The following is a 22,538-nucleotide window of genomic DNA, read 5'->3' as shown; positions in this document are numbered from 1 at the left end:
GTCTCTCAAAACTAAACAACAGCTCTCTCCAATGAGTTGCCGATCCCTCGGCGGGAGTCTCTTAGACTCCTGAGTCTTGCGACTCGTTTTGATCTCGTATCAACCTTGATCTTGCAACCTTGCTTGCTACGAGCATCGACCACTAGGATGTTCGTTTAAAGCCTAAGCTCTAAACCGTGCTCCTTAGAAAGGAGGTGATCCAGCCGCACCTTCCGATACGGCTACCTTGTTACGACTTCACCCCAATCATCGGCCCCACCTTCGACGGCTAGCTCCCTTGCGGGTTACCTCACCGGCTTCGGGTGTTGCAGACTTTCGTGGTGTGACGGGCGGTGTGTACAAGGCCCGGGAACGTATTCACCGCAGTATGCTGACCTGCGATTACTAGCGATTCCGACTTCATGCAGGCGAGTTGCAGCCTGCAATCCGAACTGAGACCAGCTTTCTCGGATTGGCTCCACTTCACAGCTTCGCTTCCGTCTGTACTGGCCATTGTAGCACGTGTGTAGCCCAGGACATAAGGGGCATGATGATTTGACGTCATCCCCACCTTCCTCCGGTTTATCACCGGCAGTCTATCTAGAGTGCTCAACCTTACTTGTTAGCAACTAAATACAGGGGTTGCGCTCGTTGCGGGACTTAACCCAACATCTCACGACACGAGCTGACGACAACCATGCACCACCTGTCTCTCTGCTCCCCGAAGGGCACTCCCTTGTTTCCAAGAGATTCAGAGGATGTCAAGCCCTGGTAAGGTTCTTCGCGTTGCGTCGAATTAAACCACATGCTCCACCGCTTGTGCGGGCCCCCGTCAATTCCTTTGAGTTTCAACCTTGCGGCCGTACTCCCCAGGCGGAGTGCTTATTGTGTTAACTCCGGCACAGAAGGGGTCGATACCCTCTACACCTAGCACTCATCGTTTACGGCGTGGACTACCAGGGTATCTAATCCTGTTTGCTCCCCACGCTTTCGCGCCTCAGCGTCAGTTACAGTCCAGAAAGTCGCCTTCGCCACTGGTGTTCCTCCACATATCTACGCATTTCACCGCTACACGTGGAATTCCACTTTCCTCTCCTGTCCTCAAGATACCCAGTTTCCGATGCACTCTCAGGGTTGAGCCCTGATCTTTCACACCGGACTTAAATACCCGCCTACGCGCCCTTTACGCCCAATAATTCCGGACAACGCTCGCCCCCTACGTATTACCGCGGCTGCTGGCACGTAGTTAGCCGGGGCTTCCTCCTTAGGTACCGTCATGTCCCCTCAATATTTTCAAGAAGACCGTTCTTCCCTAAAGACAGTACTTTACAATCCGAAGACCTTCATCATACACGCGGCGTTGCTCCGTCAGACTTTCGTCCATTGCGGAAGATTCCCCACTGCTGCCTCCCGTAGGAGTCTGGGCCGTGTCTCAGTCCCAGTGTGGCCGTTCACCCTCTCAGGCCGGCTACTGATCGTCGCCTTGGTAGGCCTTTACCCCACCAACCAGCTAATCAGACGCGGGTCCATCCATCATCGATAGCATCTTCAGAGGCCATCTTTCCTTACGCTTTGATGCCAAAGCTTAAGCGTATCCGGTATTAGCCCTCGTTTCCAAGGGTTGTCCCGGTTTGTTGGGTAGGTTACCCACGCGTTACTCACCCGTCCGCCACTAAAAATTCTCTAAGTAAACTTATTGAATTCTCCGTTCGACTTGCATGTGTTAGGCACGCCGCCAGCGTTCGTCCTGAGCCAGGATCAAACTCTCCAAAAAAGTTATCTCTACTTCTTTGTTTGAAGTTGATATCTTGCTCTTGATTCTTTGTGAAACTCTTGCGAGTTCCTCTCATTGGCTGTCCTTGTTGTTTAGTTTTCAAAGACCATGGATGGTCTGGGTGTCACCGGAGCCACGGATGGCGGGAGGTGACCAAAGACCACGGCTTTTCGGCCGGAATTTCATCTTAGCATTTTCGACTTACATTGTCAATAACCAATTTTAAACATTTCGTCGAGTATCCTTTATCAATGGCTTGGCCTAATTTGGCCGGAAACAAATCATAGCAAATTCGACTCACGTTGTCAACAGTTATTTCCTTAAAGCAATATTTCCGGCTTTCAAAACATTTCACCTTTTTGGCGCTCAAATAGTATATAACTAATTAGCTCGCTATGTCTACTGTTATTTTTAACCATTCTTTATGAATGGTAATTAGTTCTTAGTACGAACAAGGACAGCCTAAACTGCCCTTATTTTCAATCCACGCTCCCATGTAGGGAGCGACAGCAAAGATTAATAAAAACTATCTTCGGTACCAGTGACGCTGTCCTCCATATCTTCATCTCGCAAAATGTGTGCGCATGGTCCAACGTTTAAGTGGCACCGTACCTTACAGTATGAAACTCTGCGCCGTTCCTTAAGATTTACTCGACAAAACCTAGTCTTCAGCTTAACAAATCTTGCTCAAGATGCGCTACATTCAGTCAGAAATTTAATGTTTTAATAAATAGCTGCCAGGTCCACTTTTGAATTTGCTGCACAAAAGATTTGATACTTTTAAATCAAAGTTATAAAATACTTTTACTATCGTACTTTAACAAGGGAATTATTTAAGGTTAGTACATTGCTCTAAATGAAGCACGAATTGGAGAAAGTAAATGGGTAACAATGCAATTGCCAGCAAACTTGGCAAAACTTTTCCTGCCTTAACTCATAAAAACTATCGTTATTTTTGGTTTGGTCAGTGCATATCACTAATGGGCACCTGGATGCAGACAACAGCCCAGCAATGGCTGGTCTATACAATAACCAAATCGGCATTTTTACTTGGGATCTTAGGTGTAGCCCAGTTTGGACCCATGCTTGTTTTTTCCCTCTTTGCCGGTGTTTTAGCTGACAGATATCCTAAGAAGGCCATACTTCTATTTACGCAATCTGCTCTTATGATTCAAGCCTTTATCCTTGCAACCCTTGTTTTGTCCGGACACATTCATTATTGGCAGGTTTTGCTCCTGGCCTCATCCCTAGGATTGGTAAATACGCTAGATATGCCTACCCGCCAGTCTTTTATGGTTGAATTGGTTGGCAGGAAAGATTTGACCAATGCCATAGCCCTTAATTCCACCATAGTTAATTTAGCCCGTATCATTGGCCCAACAATAGCCGCGCTATTAATGGCCAGTGTTGGTGCCGGATTTTGTTTTCTATTGAATGGTATAAGCTTCATCCCTGTGCTTATTGGCTTGTCTCTCATTCGCCCCCAAACTATTATTGTCACAAAGAGAACCGGTAACATGATTACGAGCATTGTTGACGGACTGAAATACATTATTAAAAAGCCAGTTTTAGCCTGTGCCGTTCTTGCTGTGTTGGATGTCGGAACATTTACGATGAATACAAATGTTCTATTCCCCGTGTATGCTGATCAGGTTCTCCACAAGGGTGTTAATGGTTATGGCCTTCTCCTCTCAGCCATGGGTATTGGTTCACTAGTTGGAGCATTGTTTATTGCAACTAAAGTTCATAAAGAACCTAATCGGCGAACTATGTTTTTCAGTTCTCTCATCATTGCGACCCTATTGGTAATGGTATTCTTTATCCATTCCTATTACCTAGCCTCAATTGTTATTGCATGTTTTGGGTTTTTTAATATTATTTTTATGAATACGGTAAATTCAACGTTGCAATTAAACTCCAGTAATGAATACCGAGGCCTTACCATGAGTGTCTATACTCTTGCTCTTGGTGGAACTACTCCTATCGGCAACTTATTTGCGGGTGTCGTTACAGAGAAATTTGGATCTTCTGTGGGCTTCTTAATGTGTGGTGCTATAACCGGAATTTTGATACTGGCGATAATTGGTCGTATACGATTTACGGAGAAGAAACTATTAACACAATTACAAACGCCATGACGTATTTTTAATGCTAAGTTCGCTTATATCTCCTTTACTTCTAGCCCTGCCTTGAACACGAACATCACCTTCACCATTGGCTGTACTTTCAAATAAATCCTCATCCCACGCTCCATCAAAGACACAAAAAATGGGGAGCATATCAAGCCTCAACCAACGCATTACTCTTCATTTCGCGAAAGTAGGTCTGTAATGCCAATCAATTCATCTTTCAGAAGATATACAATACCTCTTTTTTGTTCAAAACAATCTGAACTATGAAACGGTGTTGACAGGCAAAAAATATCGCAACTAAGGGCGACCTTGTAAAATCAATAAGTTTTGTTGGTATTCCGTGATGTTGAGCAAAAACCAAAAAATTATTGCGTTCATCAGGCGTAAGCCTATGGAATATCTCTCGCCTAAACTCATTTTTCATTTTAATAAAAGGATATTCCCTGTTTATCGATGAGGTAATCCGGCTAACACGCCGGAATTGACTTGTTCGGCTGTGTCCCCAAATTCGTTCCTCCCACGCCCCGCCGTTCCTGCGCGATGATTTGCTTTCGATGAAGTGGCCGAAATAGCGCCGATTTTCGTTGTCCCAGATACGCTTCCCAAGTCCCACCCCAACGCTCCTAGCAAGCTCGGTACTTGACTGCTAGCTAATCTTTATCAGGGGCTATTTCAAACCGCATGTTCTTCTTCAACTTAGCAAGTCGCAAGCGGCGTGGTGATTTGCCTTCGACGTTGTGTCGAAAATAACCAAACAAATCAGGTTAAGTTTATTTAAATTCGAGGGGCCTTCTTTCGAAAAGCACGGAATTGTTTACGCTTCAATTCCTTAATGACAAGATCCATTCTTTCCTGAGGCCAAAATGGTATGAAGGAACAAGAAAACGGGATAAACCATAATTTTGGCAAAAGGAAATTATTGCTTAATTTTAAAATTTGCATATTGATATTTCATTTTTGATAACTTTGCTTTCAGGTTTTTTATATCCTCATCAACAAACCTATGCTTGATGCTACTTACATCAAATTTCAAGATTTTAAAAGCAAACTGAATAATGTATCCTAAGGTTAACGCCATAATCAAGGTGCCTACCCCAGCGTAACCACCCAACAAATACCCTACAATTAGTGCGCTTAATTCAATAGCATTTCGCACGAACCTAACTGACTTACTTGTCTTTTTTGTTAAGGCAATCATTAGGCCATCCCTCGGACCAGATCCTAGTCCTGCTCCGATATAGAAATAACTAGCAATTCCAATGACTATCATTCCCAACACCATCATTATTGTGCCTGGTATGATTCCTTTACATATTGGAATCAAGTGATTAAGCATTATCAAATCCATAAATAGTCCAATAAATAACATGTTGCATAAGGTTCCCCACCCTAATCTCTCTCCTAGAACCGCATTGAATATTACCAGAATTATTCCTACCGCTATACTTGCCTGACCCATAGTAATCCCAATAATGTGCGTCATTCCTTGATGAAAAACATCCCACGGCGCAAGACCCAAGTTTGCGTTAATCGTCAAAACAATACCCACAGCATACAGAAAAAGGCCTATGAAGAGTCTTATAACCTTTCGCATCAATGATTGCAATGCATACCACCATAACCTTCTACAAATTCTATAATTACTATATCTGTCAGCTCTTTGATGGCAAAACGATATCCCCCCACTGATTGTTAGTAACCTCTCGGCAAAGCCCCGTATTCTTAATTTATAGCCTTTTCAGAATCTAGAGGATCATGAAATCTCCAGAATTACGTGAAGTTACGCTCTCAGATTATGGCTCATCGATCTTAATTGGCGCCATGTTGCACTCTCTGTCCATTGTAGAGATACTATGACCCGTCATTTCCCATCGGACACGTTTATAAAGACAGCCACCCCTGCGGCATTCGCCCAGATAAGAGGGGTATGCACATCAACCTCATTTCTCGTCAACCAATATCCTTTCACCCCAAACTGCCAACAGAGCCTCGAAAGGGGCCTTCTTTTGGAAAGCGAGGGAAATCGACTCCGTACTTGACTGCTGGCTAGGCTTTATCAAGGCTGTTGTTTCAAACCTTCTTGAGCTTAGCAAGGCGCAAACGGCGGGTAATTTGCCTTCGTTTGTTGTAAGAATTAGGTGAATTTAAAGTCTCGGTACAGAATCGTGCTCTTCGAGCACGTTCTTGACACAAGCCCCCCTACGCCAAGGATCGGATGCACTATCTTTTAATGAAGAATACTAGTAACCCATGTAAATAAATAAGTAATTGATGAGATAGACCGCCACCCTGGCGGTAGTTTACCTACGTTTGGAACTGAGTACGCTAGCAGAATTACCTAGCCAATTAAAATTTGGGATTGTTCTTAATGAAATTTTGCCACATGCGTTTTGCACCTTCGTCGATTTCATCTCGCGAAGCTCGTATTGTTTTCTCGCTTCCAGCATAACCGATTTCCATGTACCCATTTTCGAACCCAGCAAACACTGCATCAGCAAATTCGTCAACCGGTACACCGAATGTATGTAGTCCTACACCGCCTAAATCTGTATTAATTGCAGTGGGCATAACTTCCACAATATTTACATTTGTATCAGCCAATTGCAAACGGAGACTCATAGTAAACGAATGCATAGCGGCTTTAGTAGCACTATAGATGGGCACCCAGGCAGCTGGTGTAACGCCTAAATTAGACGAAACATTGATAACTGTCCCTTCCTGTTTATTCATTAAATGAGGGAGAAACAGCATTGTTAAATGAATTGGCGCTTCAAGATTTGCGACAATTTCTTGATGGTAATAACTCCAGTCAGCGCTTAAACTATGTAGGTTCACGCGTTGTTGAATCCCTGCATTGTTCACTAGAACATCCATATCTGGAAACTCATTAACAACTATATTAAACAATGATTGCCGATCAGCTTCATTAGTAAGATCACAAACCACGGTATATAAATTCGGGAATCTTTCCTTGGCTTCTTGCAATCTATCCTTGCGTCGTCCGCAAATAATAACTTTATTGCCGGCTTTATAAAAACGCTCTGCAAGAGCTAGGCCGATGCCTGACCCTCCCCCTGTTATTAAAACTGTCTTTCCACTCGTTTTCATTATCAAGGCCTCCTTTTTATTAACCTTTAGTCGTACCATTAATGAAAGTCACCACACACCCATTATATATCACGGCGAATAGTTCACAAAGACTTTCCCCGTCAGTGGCTACACCAAGGGCCAGATGCGCTATCTCTCCATGGAAGAGATACAATCACTTCATATATATCGATACAAGTCTATTACACAACCTACCCGTCTCTCAAACTCTCGAAAAGGGCTTCTATTGGGAGGCAGGGGAAATTGACTCGGTACTTGACTACTGGCTAGGTTTTAACAAGGCAGCTAATTCAAACCCATGTTCTTCTTGAACTTAGCAAGGCGCAACCGGCGGGTGATTTACCCTCGACAATGTGTCCTAAATAAGCCAACAAAGCAGCTTAAGGTTGTTTGAATATAAGTTCGGGGGGCCTTCTTTTGCAAAGCACTGATTCCTTCATGAATTTTGTTTTTACTATTTCTATCGCTCAACCTAAGCCTGAGATTGTAATTTATAAATAAAATGAAACCCGAATAAGGAACTTTCTAAAGGTTCCTATTCGGGTTATGGTTTGTCCAGTACACAATGGCTTTTGTCTTTTAAAGCAGCGATATCCATACCGTAGAGTACATATGCGATCACGACAAAGCCAATAATTGGCATGATTAGGTGTTTGAAGTAGTTTGAAGACTTTCCACGTATAATGTAGTGGTTAATTACGAAGATATGCAGAAGTAAGAAGGATATCAATGCCCCAAAGTTAACCAGAACAGTTAGATTAGCTATCTGGCTTTGGAAGAAAAGACCCACGCCTAAAGAAATTACAGCCAATTTTTTGTCACGCGCCACGGAGTAAAGCACCACAATGCGGACATACCGTTGCTGACTTTGCCACTTCTTTAGAACATGTTTTGCACGACTTCAATTGATCCATAGCCGCTCCCCCTTTTGCTTAACCAACCCCGCATTTATTCTACAATTCCTGTCAATTGCCCTTCTTTTAGTACGTAATTTCTCCGATATCATTCCCCGGCGGCTTGGCAATAACGTCCATAAAACCTACTAGTTAAACAAAAATCCCAGGCTGCAAAAGCCTAGGACTAATTTTTAGACATAGCCGAGTTCCCTATTTTCCTTCAATCACAATAAATTACAATAGCTTACATAAACACTGTACTCATAGTCTCAAGGGTCCCTTTACACTGAGTCATATTTTCCCGCGTATTTTACTCTGAAAGATGTTCCCATGCACGTCAATTTTACTCAAAGCACATCTCGCAACCCTGCCATATATATCTCAAACCCTGAAGGCCGCTTGTAGTGCGGCTTGTCGCTGTTTATTTTCTTGAGACAAGTGACAGTCTCCACGTGCTATGTCCACAGAAAGATATTTCCTAAAAACTTACAATGAAGTAACGCCAAAATTCAGTATTTTACAATATATACCATTGTGCATTTGTGATAGTTTTTCATGCAAAGGCCTCACTCTTCTTTCTGTGCATACCCGAGGAAAGAAAAAAAGCTGCAAATTGGAGGCATGCAGCTTTTAAGGAAACATATCTCAATTTTTATTGCAATGATCACAGACTGGCGCCGGAGGAATACTCTGGACGAAATTAAAAACATTTTCCGGGTCATATTGCGCTTTAATTTTCTGAAGCCGGGCAAAATTATCTCCGTAATATTCCTGACCATAATTTTTTAAATTTAAATCAGGTACATTAACGTATGATCCGGTTACATAGGGCTGCAGTTGTATCCGGGTCTGTTCAACAAGCTTAATATTCTTTTGTGCTTCTGATTCTTCGGTCCATGAGGCGTCCCATTCCACATAATATTTCGTATTGCGCCAGAAAAAGGCTGTATCATGGGAAGGTACCTGGTTCATTGCGCCTCCGGAGTTCAGGAAAAAGAAATTGGATTCACTTCCTTTTGCTTTTTCCAGGAAACTTTGGATTGCTTTAATTCCATCAGCGGGCAGGATTTGCTCCACCCAGGCGGATGACCACGTAGTATTCTGAGTGTCGAACAGCGGTTCATTCGGAGCCCAGAATTCAATTGCTTCCAGTAGTGTAACCTCATCAATAAACACCTTTAAAGGAGATCCGACATCCGTCAAAGTTGTTATCAATTTTTCTAGTTCTGCTTTGGGACCTAGGAATATTCCTTGAGATCGGAGCAGACCATTCGTTTTCGAAAATACCTCCAATATGGTACCAAGTCTTTCGTCAACGGACGGAGACCATCTTTGCCATACATCGATAACCTTATCCAATTGCTCCCAAGGCCAGATTATCTCGAATATTCCGACTTGAAATGGAGCTGGTCGTATTTTAAACGTATAGGAGGTTATGATACCAAAGTTACCTCCTCCGCCTCCGCGAATGGCCCATAGCAAGTCCGGGTTTTCGTTTTCGCTGACGTGTAAAATTTCACCATTGGCATCAACTACAGTGGCAGCCAGAATATTATCGGAAATCACTCCTGCCGTGCGCTGGATAGCCGTAATCCCTCCGCCAGTACTTATTCCGCCTATACCAACAGTGGAACTGTCTCCAAAAGGAGCCAGGACTCCCTCCTGCGCAAGCATCCTCACAAGCGGACCTACACGTATTCCTGCTTGGACTGTGGCGATTCCCTTTGTCTTATCCAGCATGACATTTCTCATTTGACTGGTATCTATTACGATTCCACCATTTGTCTGGGAAAAATCTTTTGCCAAAGCATGCCTGCCACTTCGCATCCGAATGGGCACTTTATTCTCACGCGCCCATTTGACAGCATTTGCCACATCTTCTTTTTGCTGCGCAAAAACAAACACTATGGGAAATGAGTTGGTGAATGGGTTCCAATTCATACGGGCCTGTTGGTACTCTGGATCATTCGGGTATATAACCGTTCCGGTTAATTTTGCTTTTTGGTTCATTTGATCACCCCGATTTTGAATTACCATTTTTATGCCCAAGCTCTCATATGTTTTATTATATGAACTTCTATTGAATATGTGCCATCTTTTTACCTGAGTAGAGAAACAGGTGTTCAGTGGGTGTAAGATTTCATGTGGTATTCTTCAATCTCCCCCACCCTCATCCCACTCTTCAACTCAAACACAAAATACGTTGGCGAGAGAATTTCTATAACCAACGCATCAAATATTTGTTCATTGAACTATAAACAGTGAGTCCCTACCGTTTATCGTCTTAAGATTTCAACAACCCTATGTTTTAACCCATCTTTAAGTCTTTTACCTTATCATATCGCTTGAACAATGCCCTGCGTTCCCTCTCATAGTAAACTGTCGGTCGAAGTCACCTCAACCCCGACCAGCATTTACCTTATCCAAACTAACATCACTAACATCCAAAAAATATTAGTAATTCACATTTATGGATTGTTCTAAAAGGCTCTTACAACTTCTCCGCATAGACCATACGCTCGATTGGAGTTGAGTCAAGTATCCGGCCTGTAGGTTTAACATATTTCTCGGCCAATTCCTCATAACCAATGTCTTCGATTACCCGCCAACCGTACTCTTTGAGAAAATCCGGCCACGCTTCGGGCTCCATTCCAAAAATCCAAATTCTATTTTCCACGAACTTTTTGTAGCCCTTCTCCCAGCCATACATAGCCCGGCCTTCAAGAAAGTCCTTGAGAACATATGTGAAAGCAAGACGACTGCCAGATGCGGCTTTTGCCAAAAAATCAAAAGTTGTTCTAATACCTTTTTCTGTTAGATATTGAGTGACGGCTTCCCAGATGAAAAATGTCCGCACGTCAGTAGAGTAACCATTTGCCTCCAAAACAGAGCCCAAATCTTCTCGGTCAAAGTCTATGGCGACAAGCTTAACATGTAAAGGAATTTTTCCGAAAACCTTAATAATCTGAGCCTGTTTGGGTTCGATATTTTGAGGCTGATCAAGTTCCCATACAGGTATATCAGTAAGAGCGGGAAACCGGTATGCCCGAGTATCAAATCCTGCACCCAAATTCAATACCGCATTAATCTGATTGAGCGAATCAAGTAGTTTCTCATCGATATACCGCTTTCTGCACATCATACCGCTCCAGAGACCGGGCATGTCTTTCTCAGTTGTTCGAACCATCCAATCCCGGAGCGACTTCGGGCGCATGAACCATAAAAAAGCTCTCCCCGTCGGCAGTATATGATAGGCCAACTCATCCTCGACGATACGTTCCTTTTTCGGAAAGTATTGTTCAATCGCTATTAGAGCTGTTGGACCAGCTCCTGTTTTAGCTGCTTCTTTTGCCATAACATTCATTCCCTTCTATATTTAGAATCTAATCAATCAGTCAATCGTCTAAGTCTCTCAAACCTTTGCAATTCCTTCTTTGATTATTTTTATGGCATCGTTAATTCTTTTCAAAAACTTATCTTCGGCCAACCCGATCCGGAAATATTCCCTCATAAAGAATGTATAAATCATCTCCACGACAAGATCAGGATCAATTTCAGGTTTAATAAGACCGCGCTGCTTGTCACGTTCAACCATTTCTCTCAACATATTGGCCGATGCAGTACGGAGCCCGGTAATGAATTCACTGTTATCAATCTCCATCAGTAAACTTATCTGGCTATACTCTGGTTTATCTTTGCTCCATTTATAGGATGCCTTGGTTGTTTGCATTAATACTTCAAAAACATCTGCATCCGGATTTACATCGTCTGCGCTATGCAAAATTTCTCGCTTTTCTTTTAAGATCTCTGTATATACATAAAGGAAGATATCCTCTTTATCATTGAAATATTGATAAAAACTACCTCTGGGTATACCTGCCGTCTTAACAATTTGGTTAATTGACGCTTCGCTGAACCGCTTAGTTGAAAATTCCTGCATTGCTGCATTAAAAATTTTTATTTTTTTATCTTCACTCAAGTTATTAAAAGTTTCTTTCGGCATATTATCGCTCCCTCTATGTATTAAAATATCACACAAAGACAAAGGTGACAAGTATGTCATATGACAAACTCGTCACCTTATGCTATTCCCTTTTCAACTCTTGATCATGGATTCTGCCATAAGGGCTAGCCCCTCTAATACTTGTGATGGAGTGCCCCTCGAATTCACCTTAACTGTTTTTTAATCATAGAACATCCCGCAATTGCTAGAGAATAGCAATGAAGTAACACCAACGTTCGTCGGGTTGCCAGATCGGCTCGTTAGAAAACATCAATGCAATATAACAAGCTCATTAATAAGTCTGAATCCCATTTTTAGTGGAGTGTCAGGGTCGGGCAAGGATTGGTTATTATGTGCATTTTTAATTAATTAAACTTCAAATTTCGCTGTAGCTGCTTGAAGTTCTTGGGCCATATCCGAAAGCATTTTACTCCCGGTTGCAATTTGTTCGATCGAAGCCGATTGTTCCTGTGTTGATGCAGAGACCGTCTGCGTTTGACTCGCGATCGTTTGGCTAACTTCATCAAGCTCTTTAATGGCTTCTACAATTTGATTACTGCCCGAGGCAGTATGCTTAATTTCTTCGGAAATTTCCCGAATTTCCAGTGAAGTTGAATTAACCAGTTCGTTTATTTCTTTAAATGTTTGACCGGCACTTCTTACCACTTCCATACCAAGGGATACTTCTTTTGTGCCCTGCCCCATTGTTGTCACGGCTTTTTGAGTATTGCTTTGAACCGTTGAAATTAAATTAGCGATTTGTTGGACGGCTTGGCTGGATTGTTCAGCCAGTTTTCTTACCTCATCGGCGACTACGGCAAAGCCTTTGCCTTGTTCACCGGCCTGTGCCGCTTCGATGGCGGCATTGAGCGCCAGTAAATTAGTTTGTGAAGCAATATTCGATATCATATCCACTATTTGGCTGATTTCTTTAGATTCGTCGCCTAATTCTTGGATCACTTCCGCAGAGGCAGCAACTATTTTTTCGATATTATTCATTTGCTCAATCGTTTGGTCGATGGCGTTACTTCCTTTAAGAGCTGATTCGGCGGCTTTTTCCGAGGTTTTCACCACTTCCTGAGAGTAAGACAGCATCTTGTTGATACCCTCTATAATGGTGCTGACAACATTTCTTGAATGTTCGACAACACCGAGCTGCTTCTCAGTTCCATGAAAGGCTTCAGTTATTGCTAAAGAAATTTGGTTGGACGCTTGAGCAGATTGTTCGGCTCCTATACTCAGTTCATTGGACGTTGAAGCAACTCTGTTGGAAGACAAGCTGACCCTTTCAACCAGTTCCCGCAAATGCTTTGTCATAGCGTTCAAAGATTTACCCAAGTGCCCGATGGCGTCATCGGTTTCCGCTTTAATCTCAGGAACGTTCAGTTTTCCATTAGCCACTTGAATCGCTGTTTCGGCCATTGGTTCTAATTGTTTCGTCAGCCTTTTGTTGACGAGCAGAGAAAATCCCACGGATACCAATATGACCAAAAACATTCCGGCAATAGTATAAGCGATTCCTATTCGATTTTCTTGATCCACAGTCGCTTGACGCTGAGCTATTGTTTTTTGGATATCATCTACATAATTGCCTGTACCAATAACCCATTGCCAGGGCTTAAACTCCAGAGCATAACCTCTTTTAGGATACTGGGTGGTGTCTTTAGGATCTGCTTTAGGAAACCAAAAGTTAATATACCCACCACCGCCGATGGCTGCTTTGCGGATTTCTTGAATGTAGTAATTGCCTTTTGAATCTTGGGCATTATTTCGATTTGTGCCAGCCAATGACTCGTTTGTGCCATGGAAAACGCAAATACCGTCGACTGTATCTCCCCAAAAATAGCCTTCCCTATTGTCACCGTAACGCATCTTAGTCATCACGGTTATCGCCAGTTGTTTAGCCTGTGCTTCTGTGAGTGTTCCTTGCTGCTCTTGAGCGTAGATTCCATTCAAGGTACCAATTGCTTGTTGAGTGACATAGCGAATATCTTGATCGTAGCTTTCATTAAGAACTTTCGTATAAAGTTCCATACTAAGTTTACTGTTATTTTCGGTTTTATAGATGTTGACAGTGCCGACTCCCACTGCAACTAAGACGGATACAATAATTAAAGCTAAGATACTTCGGTTTAGTTTTTGTTTTTTCAACATATTACCGGCTTCCTCTCTGTTTCTGCTAAACGGTTGTTATGTCGTCGTTCAGATTCGTACTTTGTCTCCAGACAATCTCTTAATATTCAACATCCTTTCTATAATTCCTCCCTTGAATACCAGAAACAGCCAATAAATAGAAAAATTCGGACATTTCTTAAAAGTTTAACGAATTTATAGGAGCCTCAAAAATAAAGTTTTCTCAAGGTTTATGTCTAAGTAACTTAAAATCATTAAGTCCCAGAGACCAATTTTGTTTAAACAGTCTCTTGATATAATTTTATCACGTTATTAATAGTTTTCAGGGAATATTAAATAGACCAGCATCACAATCTTAAAAGAGCGATGCTGGTCTTAACTCATTATTTAATAAAAAATATGGAATTAACCGCCATGTTTGTTTACGATATTCCAGGTAAGTATCACCAAAGTATTATGTGTTAGAGATAAGTCTCTTCTCCCCTGCTATTTTTTGTATTGGTGCTATATCCTGTGTCACCTCCATGATACCGAGGAAGTCACCTTTTTCATCGTTTACGGTAAAGTAACGGATAAATGCATACGTTTCCTCCATCTTGATCCAGAAATCCTCGTGATCCTTTTTCCCTGTTTTCAAGTCATCGACGATTTTCTCTACAATCTGAAGGCTTGCAGGGGGATGGCAGTTTTCCACCCGTCTTCCCAAGATCGTTTTTGGCCTTGCAAAGATCCTTTCTTTTCCTTGAGAGAAATATTTGACCGTTCCATTTTTATCAACAAAGGTTATATCTACAGGAAGGGTGTTTAATATGGCGTTGATTTCCTTTGGTGACAAAATGCCCGCATCAAATGAAACATTGCCATGATCAGTAAGCTCTTCCCCTTGTTGCTTGACTTTTTCTTCCGCAGCTTTCGATACTGGTTTCCATTGTTCCTTAGGCTGTATTAAGGTATACCCAATTTCTCCACTTTCTTTGGCAATATTTAACCATTCATCTTCTGTTAACGTTTCGAGGGCCATAGGAAAGAGAATGTTCTCCTCTTTAGAAATCATTTCTTGCACTTTATTAACTGCTTCATGCGCTTTTTTCGTCACTTCTGTATTGATTCCACCACTCGATAGTAATGTCTTCAATGCTTTTATAGCACCTCGAATTTCGTCATCAACACCCCACATCACTTTGGGAGGGGCGGTTATTCCGTACTTCTCCAAATAAGGGAAAAGTAAATTTTCCTTTCTTGAATAGTGCTTATCGATCTCCCATAAAAGATTTATATTTTCTAGGAGAGTATTCGTATTCCCCATATCATCCGAATGCTTTAATTTCTCAAGATTAGGCTTTATCTTTTCGTTCAATAGTTTCTCAATTTCACGATTCTCTTTTTTAAACATATAAACAGGGTGCCCTGGGATCGTTTCGGGTTTTTCTGGTTGATGAATTTCTTCGATGGATCCTTCAAAAAGTGCAGCATGAACATCGCAGAGATTTTGAATTTCCTCCACCGGCATCCCATCCATAATTAAGGCCTGTTCCATTTCAGATATCTCTTTAACTGAAATGCCTTTTATGAGTTCCTCAAACCTAGCCTTCACATCTTCAACGGTCTTTCCGCTGTGAAGCTCGGTTATGAGCTCTTTTAACACTTTCTGTCGATATTCACGATTATTGATTACATCGCTCATTAGTTCACTTCCTATTCATTTGATGCTAACTTTGAATATTGGTCATTTCTTTAAACTCTTTATCATCGTGGTTTTGAAGAGACCTTAGATATTTGCCGACTCAGTCGCCTCCGGCTGCGGATCGAGAAACACTAGAGCGGCCCAAACACCAATATCAGAAAATAGTAATGGCGCTAAACCTGGAGCTTCATAAAATACTCTTGCCCAAACAATAACCCCTCTGCCGGCCAAATCAGTTGTTAAATGAAAAGCAAATCCTAATAGCCCGACAGCGATGCTAAGGGCAATAGTAACAATATATAAGCTAGACAGCCCTTTCTCGTGCCTGCTGAAGGCTTGCAGTAATAGTACCATCCCGGCAAAGATCCCAGTATAAACCGGAACCCAAGTATAAACATTTGTAAATCCTGTCTGTGCATGGTCAAAAAAGGCTACTAATCCCGTTGCAAAAAACCAGAAGGCAGTAATGAGGATCAAATACCTGGTTTTATTGGTGAAACCGTATTTCCTGAAAGTTGGCCGGTCGTCCATACCGGCCACGATCCCGATCAGACCTAAGGCGACAAAGGCTAAAGGTGCCAAGACCGGATTAGAGCTGATTAAACCAGCATAGGATACTGTGTTTCCCGCAGATGAAGCTTGAAGATGAAAACCGAATCCCAAGATTCCGATAATGACTCCGGCTAACATCATGACTAAATAGGTCAGTTTAATCAAACCAGATCGCGGAGCGATTAGCAGCAACAAGGCAGCTAAGGCAGCTAGAGGCGAGTAGATAACAGGTATCCACTCATAAACTGGAAAAAAACTGTTTTCGGAATGAGCGATTACTACGTCAACAAATACTATCGCATAGTTTAAAAACAGATAGGATAAAATCAGGCAGGTTTTATCCAAAGGAATTCTTAAATGCTTATCTGTCAGCCAGCGATAAATAAAGTGCGTGGTCGATGCAGACCTCATACAGCTCCCCCTTCCTACGGATTCTTAGTAGATTTACTCGTATCTTGAGCTGTGAATTGACGGGGGCCTTTTGATCGTATATCAGCATCCCATTCTTTTAATTCTGTTAAATCCAGCAATTGTTCATAAATGCCATGCCACTGTACATAGTCGGGACCATTCATAAACGCTCCAAACCGCATTCTTCTGCCTTCGTGGTGCCAAATCTCAAACCCTTTAAAGTCAATGGAACTTGAGAAGGGGGCACTAGGAACTAATTTCTGATCTTTTAGGTTCTTAATAATTGTTTGGGCCGTGGCAACATTTGAATTACTTTGTTGAACAACTTTATCTGCATTATCATATAGATCTTGGACGAAACTGTTGGCGTGACATTCTAAACATACGGTTTGCATATTTAGTCTGTGTGTCTGCCAATCCGGACGTTTTACTGCCTGAGCAGGCGTAAGCATCCAGCTTAACCTATCACCCACGTTATGCGTCCCTGGGGCTGCTCCGAAAGCGCTGATATGGCAAATAGCGCAGGTAGGTGCACTAAAATTCTTACTGGATAAAGTACCTGCCGGTGCATTCCAATCCCATGTATTACCTTTGTCTGCATACTGCACTCCATGCAATGACTCCTCATAAATTTCTTTTTGCGGGTGGTCAGGTCCTAAGTGACAGGAACCGCATATTTCCGGTTTTCGCGCCTGTGCCAGGGAAAAAGAATGGGTTAGATGGCACTTGGTGCAGTCACCAAAAGAACCGTCTCCATTAGGCTTTCCAATGCCATGACAGACTTCGCAGGCCATTTTCGTTACATCCGGGTTCTCCATATGATATAAATCGTTATACTTACCGGTTGAGGACAAACCATACTGCTTCAGCTGTTTATCTGTAAAAGCCGTTGCGCCTGTTTGGGCATACCAAGCCGGTGCGCTGTGCCTGCTATGATCAAATTGCTGACTTTGTGCCGGATGACAGCGTGAGCAATTCAAAGGTGTTGGTTTAAAAACAATTTGGTTATCATAGTGATTTACAGTTAGTTTCCCTCCGGAATCACCACGGTGACAATCTAAGCAACTTACCTTGTTTTCCGCATGCTTGCTTTCACCGTATTGTTTAACAACACCAGGTGTGGTCTGATTATGACAACTAAGGCAATTTCCCCCATTGCCCGCAAAGTTCTTAGCAACGGGGTTACTTCCGCTCTTGAAATTCCACCAATTAAGAAAAAAAGCTACTGCTAATGTTACCACGAGAGCTAAGACTAAATTTCGCCACATAACCGTTTTATTCATGTTGTTATGGATATGGATACACCTCCCTATGCTTTTAGCGAAGTAATAATAGTATGAATCAGAAAATATATCCTAAACATGGTAAATAATAGCTGGTTTATCTGAATAAACCACTCCTACAAAAAAGACGGAAATTCCGAAAAGGAATTTCCGTCTTAATGACTAAACAATGTCGCTTACAATTGGCTTACACAGTTTCTTCCCATTTTCTTGCCCTGATACAATGCAAGGTCTGCTTTGGGTAAACCACCTGAGCTTGATGCCCTGAGTATTGCTGCTTACAGCCGTCGGCCTTCTTCCAGCGATATAATCTGACGATTAGAATAAACCTGTAATTACTCCCTCAGCATCAATATCCATTCTCGTCGCCGCCGGACGTTTTGGCAATCCAGGCATAGTCATGATCGCCCCTGTAATTGCTACCAAGAATCCGGCTCCCGCAGAAAGTCGGATTTCTCGTACAGTGATCGTGAAACCCGTTGGCCGCCCTAAACGTGTGGCATCATCTGAAAGGGAATATTGTGTCTTGGCCATACAGATCGGCAAATTGCCATATCCCATTTCAACATATTTTTTGATAGAAGCTTGAGCTGCTTTGTCGAAGATAACACCCTCCGCACCATAAATCTCTGTGGCTACTTTTTCGATTTTCTCTTCAATGGGCGAGTCTAACTCATAGAGAACTTTGAACTTGGAGTTTTGATGTTCGAGCACGGAAAGAATGGTCTCAGCGAGTTCAATTCCACCTTCCCCACCCCGCATAAATACTTCAGAAAGGGCGACTTCCGCGCCTAACTCCTGACAACTCTTGCGCACTAGCTTGAGTTCGGCTTCTGTGTCTGTTGGGAATCGATTCATCGCGACGACAGCCGGAACCCCAAATTTGGCCATGTTTTCAATGTGTTTCTCCAGGTTGACAACACCACGAGCTAAGGCTCCCAAATCCTCAGTATCGAGCTGATCTTTGGCCAGCCCGCCATTCATTTTCAGGGCTCGAACCGTTGCCACAATAACGACAGCTTCAGGTTTCAACCCACCGAAGCGACATTTTAGATCAAAGAATTTCTCCGCCCCAAGGTCGGCGCCAAAGCCTGCCTCCGTCACCAGATAATCGGCTAACTTGAGCCCTAATTTCGTGGCCATAATGCTGTTGCAGCCATGAGCAATATTAGCGAAAGGTCCTCCATGGATAAACACGGGTGTATTTTCCAGGGTTTGAACGAGATTCGGCTTAATGGCGTCTTTCATCAGGAGGGCCATAGCCCCTTCTGCTCCCAGGTCATGAGCTGTCACGGGCTTTCCTTCATAAGTATAAGCCACAACGATTTTGCCAAAGCGTTCTTTGAGATCCATGAGATCGCTTGCCAAACAAAGGATCGCCATCACTTCAGAGGCGACAGTAATATCATAGCCGCTTTCCCGCGGAACTCCTTCCGTTCTGCCCCCTAAGCCGATAACAATGTTACGTAAGGCACGGTCATTCATATCCACAACACGGCGGAAGACAACTTGACGAGGGTCAATATTTAAAGGGTTTCCTTGTTGAATACTATTGTCCAACATGGCTGCTAAGAGACTATGGGCTGAGGTAATGGCGTGAAAATCTCCGGTAAAGTGTAAATTAATGTCCTCCATGGGCACAACTTGAGCATACCCACCTCCGGCAGCCCCTCCTTTAACTCCGAAGCAAGGACCAAGTGACGGTTCTCGGACAGCAATCATAGCCTTTTTTCCCATTTTCCAAAGTGCCTGCCCTAATCCCACAGTTGTTGTCGTTTTTCCCTCTCCGGCGGGGGTAGGATTAATGGCTGTCACTAAGATGAGCTTGCCGTTGGGTTTATCTTTTAACCGATTCCATACATCCAGGCTAACTTTTGCTTTATATTTACCGTATAATTCAATATCATCCTCTTGTAAATCCAGCGTTCTGGCAATCTCTGTAATTGGTTTCATAACAGCGGATTGGGCGATTTCGATGTCACTTTTCATATTATATACTCCATTTCATTTGATAATTCAGACTGGCGATGGGTTGGAATTAACACTTGCAAGAAAGGCAAACTCACGATGATTGAGGAGAACCCGAATTGCATCCATTTGGCAGCATTCCCAATCTTAACGTTTCAATTCTCCCAGCAGTAATCGCATGATTTAAGCGCATCTGCATCTCCATGATGCACAGTCTTGGGTGTTCAATAGTATTAACATCAATTACATCTTGAACAATATCAGCCCCACATACGAAACTGTATTTTGACCATTATAATAGGGTATTCCATAGTCTTTTACTAAAGCTGTTACGTTAATTCCATATGCTTCAACCGACGATACTGACTTATCAGGAAAATAGCACTTCTTCTTAATTAAATAAGCACATTTTTGGCAATACATGCAAGGCCCCACACTTAACGGAAGAATTTCATTAAAGATATTGTTACTCTTCACGTGTTCAAGAATTCTCCTGAATATTTTTTCGTGATTGGCTTGTCCCTCTTGCATACCTTCCCAATCAAACGAATCTTCTAGTTGATGGACAGTCTGAAATAACAGGCCTTGGTTAAAACCCAAGGCCCGCTTGATCAAATTATTGACAGGTCCGACCATTGGAGGGCACATCCAGTTTTTATCGTATGATCCACAGGAATTCTGTTCACAGAGCCTTCTAAAATCTTCACTGAAAGGAATTTTCTCAACCTCTACGAGCGAAGCATGAGTCGCATTTAAGGCAAGGGCATCCTTGACTAAATCGTTTAGATCCGTCTCCATATCGACCGCTCCTAATTAATACCAGATATTGCCTTTGTGACAAGTCAACTTCACAGCCACTTCCACGGTTCTTTGTTCCTTTCCATATATTAGAAATAGTTATTTATAACGTTTGCTAAACCTGGAGTTAGAACATTTCTTTACTCATTTTGTCGATTTCTTCGCTTGTTGTCTCATATACACCTGGGAATGATGAAATATTTAAACCTTGGCTTAAATTAGGAATAAAGTATAATTTTCCACATCTTCTACAGGCTATTTCAACATATTTAGCGATTTCTTCACGTGACCAGGCAGGATGATCAACAACGCCGCTGTCGATATCTCCCATGAAGGAGATTTTACCACCGTACTTTTTGATTAGTTCGGGAATGCTGTTGGTTGTCATTGCGCCTTGCCAAATATCAATCCCCATTTCGATCATAAGTGGAACGAAGGTAGCCGCGTAACTATCGCTGTGGTGAACGATCAGTTCTACACCATTTTGCTTCCAAAAACCATATACTTTCTTATAAGCCGGTAAGAAGAACTCTTCAAACATAGCTGGAGAAATTAATGTGGAAATCTGGCTGCCCCAATCATCATGATGAAAGAGTGCATCGGGATGAATATGGTCAATCACTTGTTTAGCATAGGCCAACTCATATTCAACAACGTAATCAATGAGCTCCTGCATGGCTTCAGGTTCTTCGTACAAATTCATCAATGCATCTTCAATACCCATGAGGTGATGCGTCATTTCAAAGATACCCGGCGCACAAAAAGCTGTTACAAATTTGTCAGTTCGATCAACAGAATTTGCATGTGCTACAGCAGCAGCCCACTCTTCATCAGAATAATAGACTGATGGTGCTTTTACAACGTCTTTCCATTTTGTAACGTCCTTTACAACCTTGTGTTCATCATCATGAACAGGGAAAGAACCGATTTGGCCTTCCGGCCAGCTAAAGGTAATACCCCATTTATTCTTAATTGTCATTCCGGGTCCCGGTGCTAAAGGAAGATCCATTGGAGCTTCCATAATAAGCTCCATAAATTCATACTGATTTACAAATCGATCCGGATTTCCACCTTTAATGGTTTCCATTAAATTCTGTCTCTTTGTTAACATCAATTATGGCCTCCTTCTATTTACTTGCTTTAGGCATTGAAACTCATAAGCGATTAAGCGTTTACCAATTCTTTGGCTTTTACTGCGGCACTCCCAGCATCGGGAGCAAAACCGTCCGCTCCGATTTCATCTGCCATCTCCTGGGTTACAGGCGCACCGCCGACGATGACCTTAAACCCTGTCAAGCCACAAGTTTTGAGCGTTTTAACGGTTTCCCTCATCGCCGTCATTGTTGTAGTCAGAAGGCCTGAACAGGCTACTAAGGTAACATTTTCATTTTCTTTGATGGCATTCATAAATTTCTCTATTGAAACGTCTACGCCAAGGTCGACCATTTTAAATCCAGCACTTTCGAGCATCATGGTAACGAGGTTTTTACCGATGTCATGAAGGTCTCCTTGAACTGTGCCAATAACGCAAGTGCCCAAAGAAGATGTGCTTGTGCTTGTGAGAAGAGGTTTGATTACCTCGACCCCCTTGGACATAGCTTTTGCGGCCATTAGCATTTCTGGGACGAAAACCTCTCCTGCGGAGAATTTGTCACCAACGACGCCCATAGAGTCTATCATAGCCTGGAGAATATCGCCTGCAGCGTTTCCTTCCTCAAGTGCTTCCTGGACCAAACCCGGAACGAGTTTAGCTTTTCCTGCCTCTAGCCTTGCTTTTAGTTCCTCAATCTTTGTCATTATAAATTCCTCCTAGTAAT

At 42.5% G+C, this 22,538-nt stretch carries 19 protein-coding genes and 1 rRNA gene; 1 reads left to right on the top strand and 19 read right to left on the bottom strand.

What is annotated here, in order from left to right; all coding sequences use genetic code 11:
* Positions 1-187 precede the first annotated feature (187 nt).
* Positions 188-1,753: ribosomal RNA gene (locus tag VZF35_RS25965) — 16S ribosomal RNA — on the bottom strand.
* A gap of 881 nt (positions 1,754-2,634) precedes the next feature.
* On the opposite strand from VZF35_RS25965, the gene VZF35_RS25960 reads away from it, so the two are divergent.
* On the top strand, positions 2,635-3,891 hold the full coding sequence (locus VZF35_RS25960; RefSeq protein WP_407309502.1) for an MFS transporter: 1,257 nt from the start codon (positions 2,635-2,637) through the stop codon (positions 3,889-3,891).
* Here VZF35_RS25960 and VZF35_RS25955 read toward each other — a convergent pair.
* From VZF35_RS25955 to VZF35_RS25870, 18 genes are all read right to left on the bottom strand, one after another.
* On the bottom strand, positions 3,877-4,032 hold the full coding sequence (locus tag VZF35_RS25955) for a hypothetical protein (protein WP_407309500.1): 156 nt from the start codon (positions 4,030-4,032) through the stop codon (positions 3,877-3,879). The genes VZF35_RS25960 and VZF35_RS25955 overlap by 15 nt on opposite strands.
* A 70-nt stretch (positions 4,033-4,102) precedes the next feature.
* Positions 4,103-4,315 (bottom strand): FRG domain-containing protein, encoded by a 213-nt coding sequence (locus VZF35_RS25950; RefSeq protein WP_407314836.1) that lies wholly within the window; start codon positions 4,313-4,315, stop codon positions 4,103-4,105.
* Between the two features lie 17 nt (positions 4,316-4,332).
* Positions 4,333-4,503 carry a hypothetical protein gene (locus tag VZF35_RS25945; RefSeq protein ID WP_407314893.1) on the bottom strand — a complete coding sequence of 57 codons (171 nt, stop codon included), beginning with the start codon at positions 4,501-4,503 and terminating at the stop codon, positions 4,333-4,335.
* A 298-nt stretch (positions 4,504-4,801) separates the two neighbouring features.
* On the bottom strand, positions 4,802-5,422 hold the full coding sequence (locus tag VZF35_RS25940) for a YczE/YyaS/YitT family protein (protein WP_407309498.1): 621 nt from the start codon (positions 5,420-5,422) through the stop codon (positions 4,802-4,804).
* A gap of 809 nt (positions 5,423-6,231) precedes the next feature.
* Positions 6,232-6,993, bottom strand: coding sequence for an SDR family oxidoreductase (locus tag VZF35_RS25935; RefSeq protein WP_407309496.1), 762 nt, complete (start codon positions 6,991-6,993; stop codon positions 6,232-6,234).
* A 544-nt stretch (positions 6,994-7,537) separates the two neighbouring features.
* Positions 7,538-7,834, bottom strand: coding sequence for a hypothetical protein (locus VZF35_RS25930; RefSeq protein WP_407309494.1), 297 nt, complete (start codon positions 7,832-7,834; stop codon positions 7,538-7,540).
* Positions 7,812-7,907, bottom strand: coding sequence for a zinc-ribbon domain-containing protein (locus VZF35_RS25925; RefSeq protein WP_407309492.1), 96 nt, complete (start codon positions 7,905-7,907; stop codon positions 7,812-7,814). Before VZF35_RS25925 ends, VZF35_RS25930 begins: the two co-directional genes overlap by 23 nt.
* A 627-nt stretch (positions 7,908-8,534) precedes the next feature.
* Positions 8,535-9,899, bottom strand: coding sequence for an FAD-binding oxidoreductase (locus tag VZF35_RS25920; protein ID WP_407309490.1), 1,365 nt, complete (start codon positions 9,897-9,899; stop codon positions 8,535-8,537).
* Positions 9,900-10,380: 481 nt separating this feature from the next.
* Positions 10,381-11,244 carry an SAM-dependent methyltransferase gene (locus VZF35_RS25915; RefSeq protein WP_407309488.1) on the bottom strand — a complete coding sequence of 288 codons (864 nt, stop codon included), beginning with the start codon at positions 11,242-11,244 and terminating at the stop codon, positions 10,381-10,383.
* 57 nt (positions 11,245-11,301) lie between these two features.
* Positions 11,302-11,892 carry a TetR/AcrR family transcriptional regulator gene (locus VZF35_RS25910; RefSeq protein WP_407309486.1) on the bottom strand — a complete coding sequence of 197 codons (591 nt, stop codon included), beginning with the start codon at positions 11,890-11,892 and terminating at the stop codon, positions 11,302-11,304.
* Between the two features lie 369 nt (positions 11,893-12,261).
* The gene (locus tag VZF35_RS25905; RefSeq protein ID WP_407309484.1) at positions 12,262-14,046 is read right to left on the bottom strand and encodes a methyl-accepting chemotaxis protein; all 1,785 of its coding nucleotides are present in this window, start codon (positions 14,044-14,046) and stop codon (positions 12,262-12,264) included.
* 433 nt (positions 14,047-14,479) lie between these two features.
* Positions 14,480-15,709 (bottom strand): DUF438 domain-containing protein, encoded by a 1,230-nt coding sequence (locus tag VZF35_RS25900; protein ID WP_407309482.1) that lies wholly within the window; start codon positions 15,707-15,709, stop codon positions 14,480-14,482.
* An 84-nt stretch (positions 15,710-15,793) separates the two neighbouring features.
* Positions 15,794-16,672 carry a hypothetical protein gene (locus VZF35_RS25895; protein ID WP_407309480.1) on the bottom strand — a complete coding sequence of 293 codons (879 nt, stop codon included), beginning with the start codon at positions 16,670-16,672 and terminating at the stop codon, positions 15,794-15,796.
* A 14-nt stretch (positions 16,673-16,686) separates the two neighbouring features.
* Complete coding sequence (locus tag VZF35_RS25890; protein WP_407309478.1) at positions 16,687-17,955, bottom strand: multiheme c-type cytochrome; 1,269 nt, start codon at positions 17,953-17,955, stop codon at positions 16,687-16,689.
* 318 nt (positions 17,956-18,273) lie between these two features.
* Positions 18,274-19,944, bottom strand: a complete 1,671-nt coding sequence (locus VZF35_RS25885; protein WP_407309476.1) for a formate--tetrahydrofolate ligase — start codon at positions 19,942-19,944, stop codon at positions 18,274-18,276.
* A gap of 222 nt (positions 19,945-20,166) precedes the next feature.
* Positions 20,167-20,721 carry a DUF2284 domain-containing protein gene (locus VZF35_RS25880; protein WP_407309474.1) on the bottom strand — a complete coding sequence of 185 codons (555 nt, stop codon included), beginning with the start codon at positions 20,719-20,721 and terminating at the stop codon, positions 20,167-20,169.
* A gap of 127 nt (positions 20,722-20,848) precedes the next feature.
* Complete coding sequence (locus VZF35_RS25875) at positions 20,849-21,832, bottom strand: uroporphyrinogen decarboxylase family protein (RefSeq protein WP_407309472.1); 984 nt, start codon at positions 21,830-21,832, stop codon at positions 20,849-20,851.
* Between the two features lie 53 nt (positions 21,833-21,885).
* On the bottom strand, positions 21,886-22,518 hold the full coding sequence (locus tag VZF35_RS25870) for a corrinoid protein (protein WP_407309470.1): 633 nt from the start codon (positions 22,516-22,518) through the stop codon (positions 21,886-21,888).
* Positions 22,519-22,538: the final 20 nt, after the last annotated feature.

Source organism: Desulfosporosinus paludis (genome assembly GCF_045689965.1).
GTDB classification, from domain to species: domain Bacteria; phylum Bacillota; class Desulfitobacteriia; order Desulfitobacteriales; family Desulfitobacteriaceae; genus Desulfosporosinus; species Desulfosporosinus paludis.
The sequence above is the reverse complement of the archived record's forward strand: the minus strand, read 5'-3'. Positions and strand labels throughout refer to the sequence as shown.

Coding starts and splice junctions, on each gene's coding strand:
- VZF35_RS25955 (WP_407309500.1), bottom strand. CDS start 4,032: ATGCTCCCCATTTTTTGTGTCTTTGATGGAGCGTGGGATGAGGATTTA.
- VZF35_RS25870 (WP_407309470.1), bottom strand. CDS start 22,518: ATGACAAAGATTGAGGAACTAAAAGCAAGGCTAGAGGCAGGAAAAGCT.
- VZF35_RS25960 (WP_407309502.1), top strand. CDS start 2,635: ATGGGTAACAATGCAATTGCCAGCAAACTTGGCAAAACTTTTCCTGCC.
- VZF35_RS25910 (WP_407309486.1), bottom strand. CDS start 11,892: ATGCCGAAAGAAACTTTTAATAACTTGAGTGAAGATAAAAAAATAAAA.
- VZF35_RS25880 (WP_407309474.1), bottom strand. CDS start 20,721: ATGGAGACGGATCTAAACGATTTAGTCAAGGATGCCCTTGCCTTAAAT.
- VZF35_RS25905 (WP_407309484.1), bottom strand. CDS start 14,046: ATGTTGAAAAAACAAAAACTAAACCGAAGTATCTTAGCTTTAATTATT.
- VZF35_RS25925 (WP_407309492.1), bottom strand. CDS start 7,907: ATGGATCAATTGAAGTCGTGCAAAACATGTTCTAAAGAAGTGGCAAAG.
- VZF35_RS25920 (WP_407309490.1), bottom strand. CDS start 9,899: ATGAACCAAAAAGCAAAATTAACCGGAACGGTTATATACCCGAATGAT.
- VZF35_RS25885 (WP_407309476.1), bottom strand. CDS start 19,944: ATGAAAAGTGACATCGAAATCGCCCAATCCGCTGTTATGAAACCAATT.
- VZF35_RS25890 (WP_407309478.1), bottom strand. CDS start 17,955: ATGAATAAAACGGTTATGTGGCGAAATTTAGTCTTAGCTCTCGTGGTA.
- VZF35_RS25915 (WP_407309488.1), bottom strand. CDS start 11,244: ATGGCAAAAGAAGCAGCTAAAACAGGAGCTGGTCCAACAGCTCTAATA.
- VZF35_RS25900 (WP_407309482.1), bottom strand. CDS start 15,709: ATGAGCGATGTAATCAATAATCGTGAATATCGACAGAAAGTGTTAAAA.
- VZF35_RS25895 (WP_407309480.1), bottom strand. CDS start 16,672: ATGAGGTCTGCATCGACCACGCACTTTATTTATCGCTGGCTGACAGAT.
- VZF35_RS25935 (WP_407309496.1), bottom strand. CDS start 6,993: ATGAAAACGAGTGGAAAGACAGTTTTAATAACAGGGGGAGGGTCAGGC.
- VZF35_RS25875 (WP_407309472.1), bottom strand. CDS start 21,832: ATGTTAACAAAGAGACAGAATTTAATGGAAACCATTAAAGGTGGAAAT.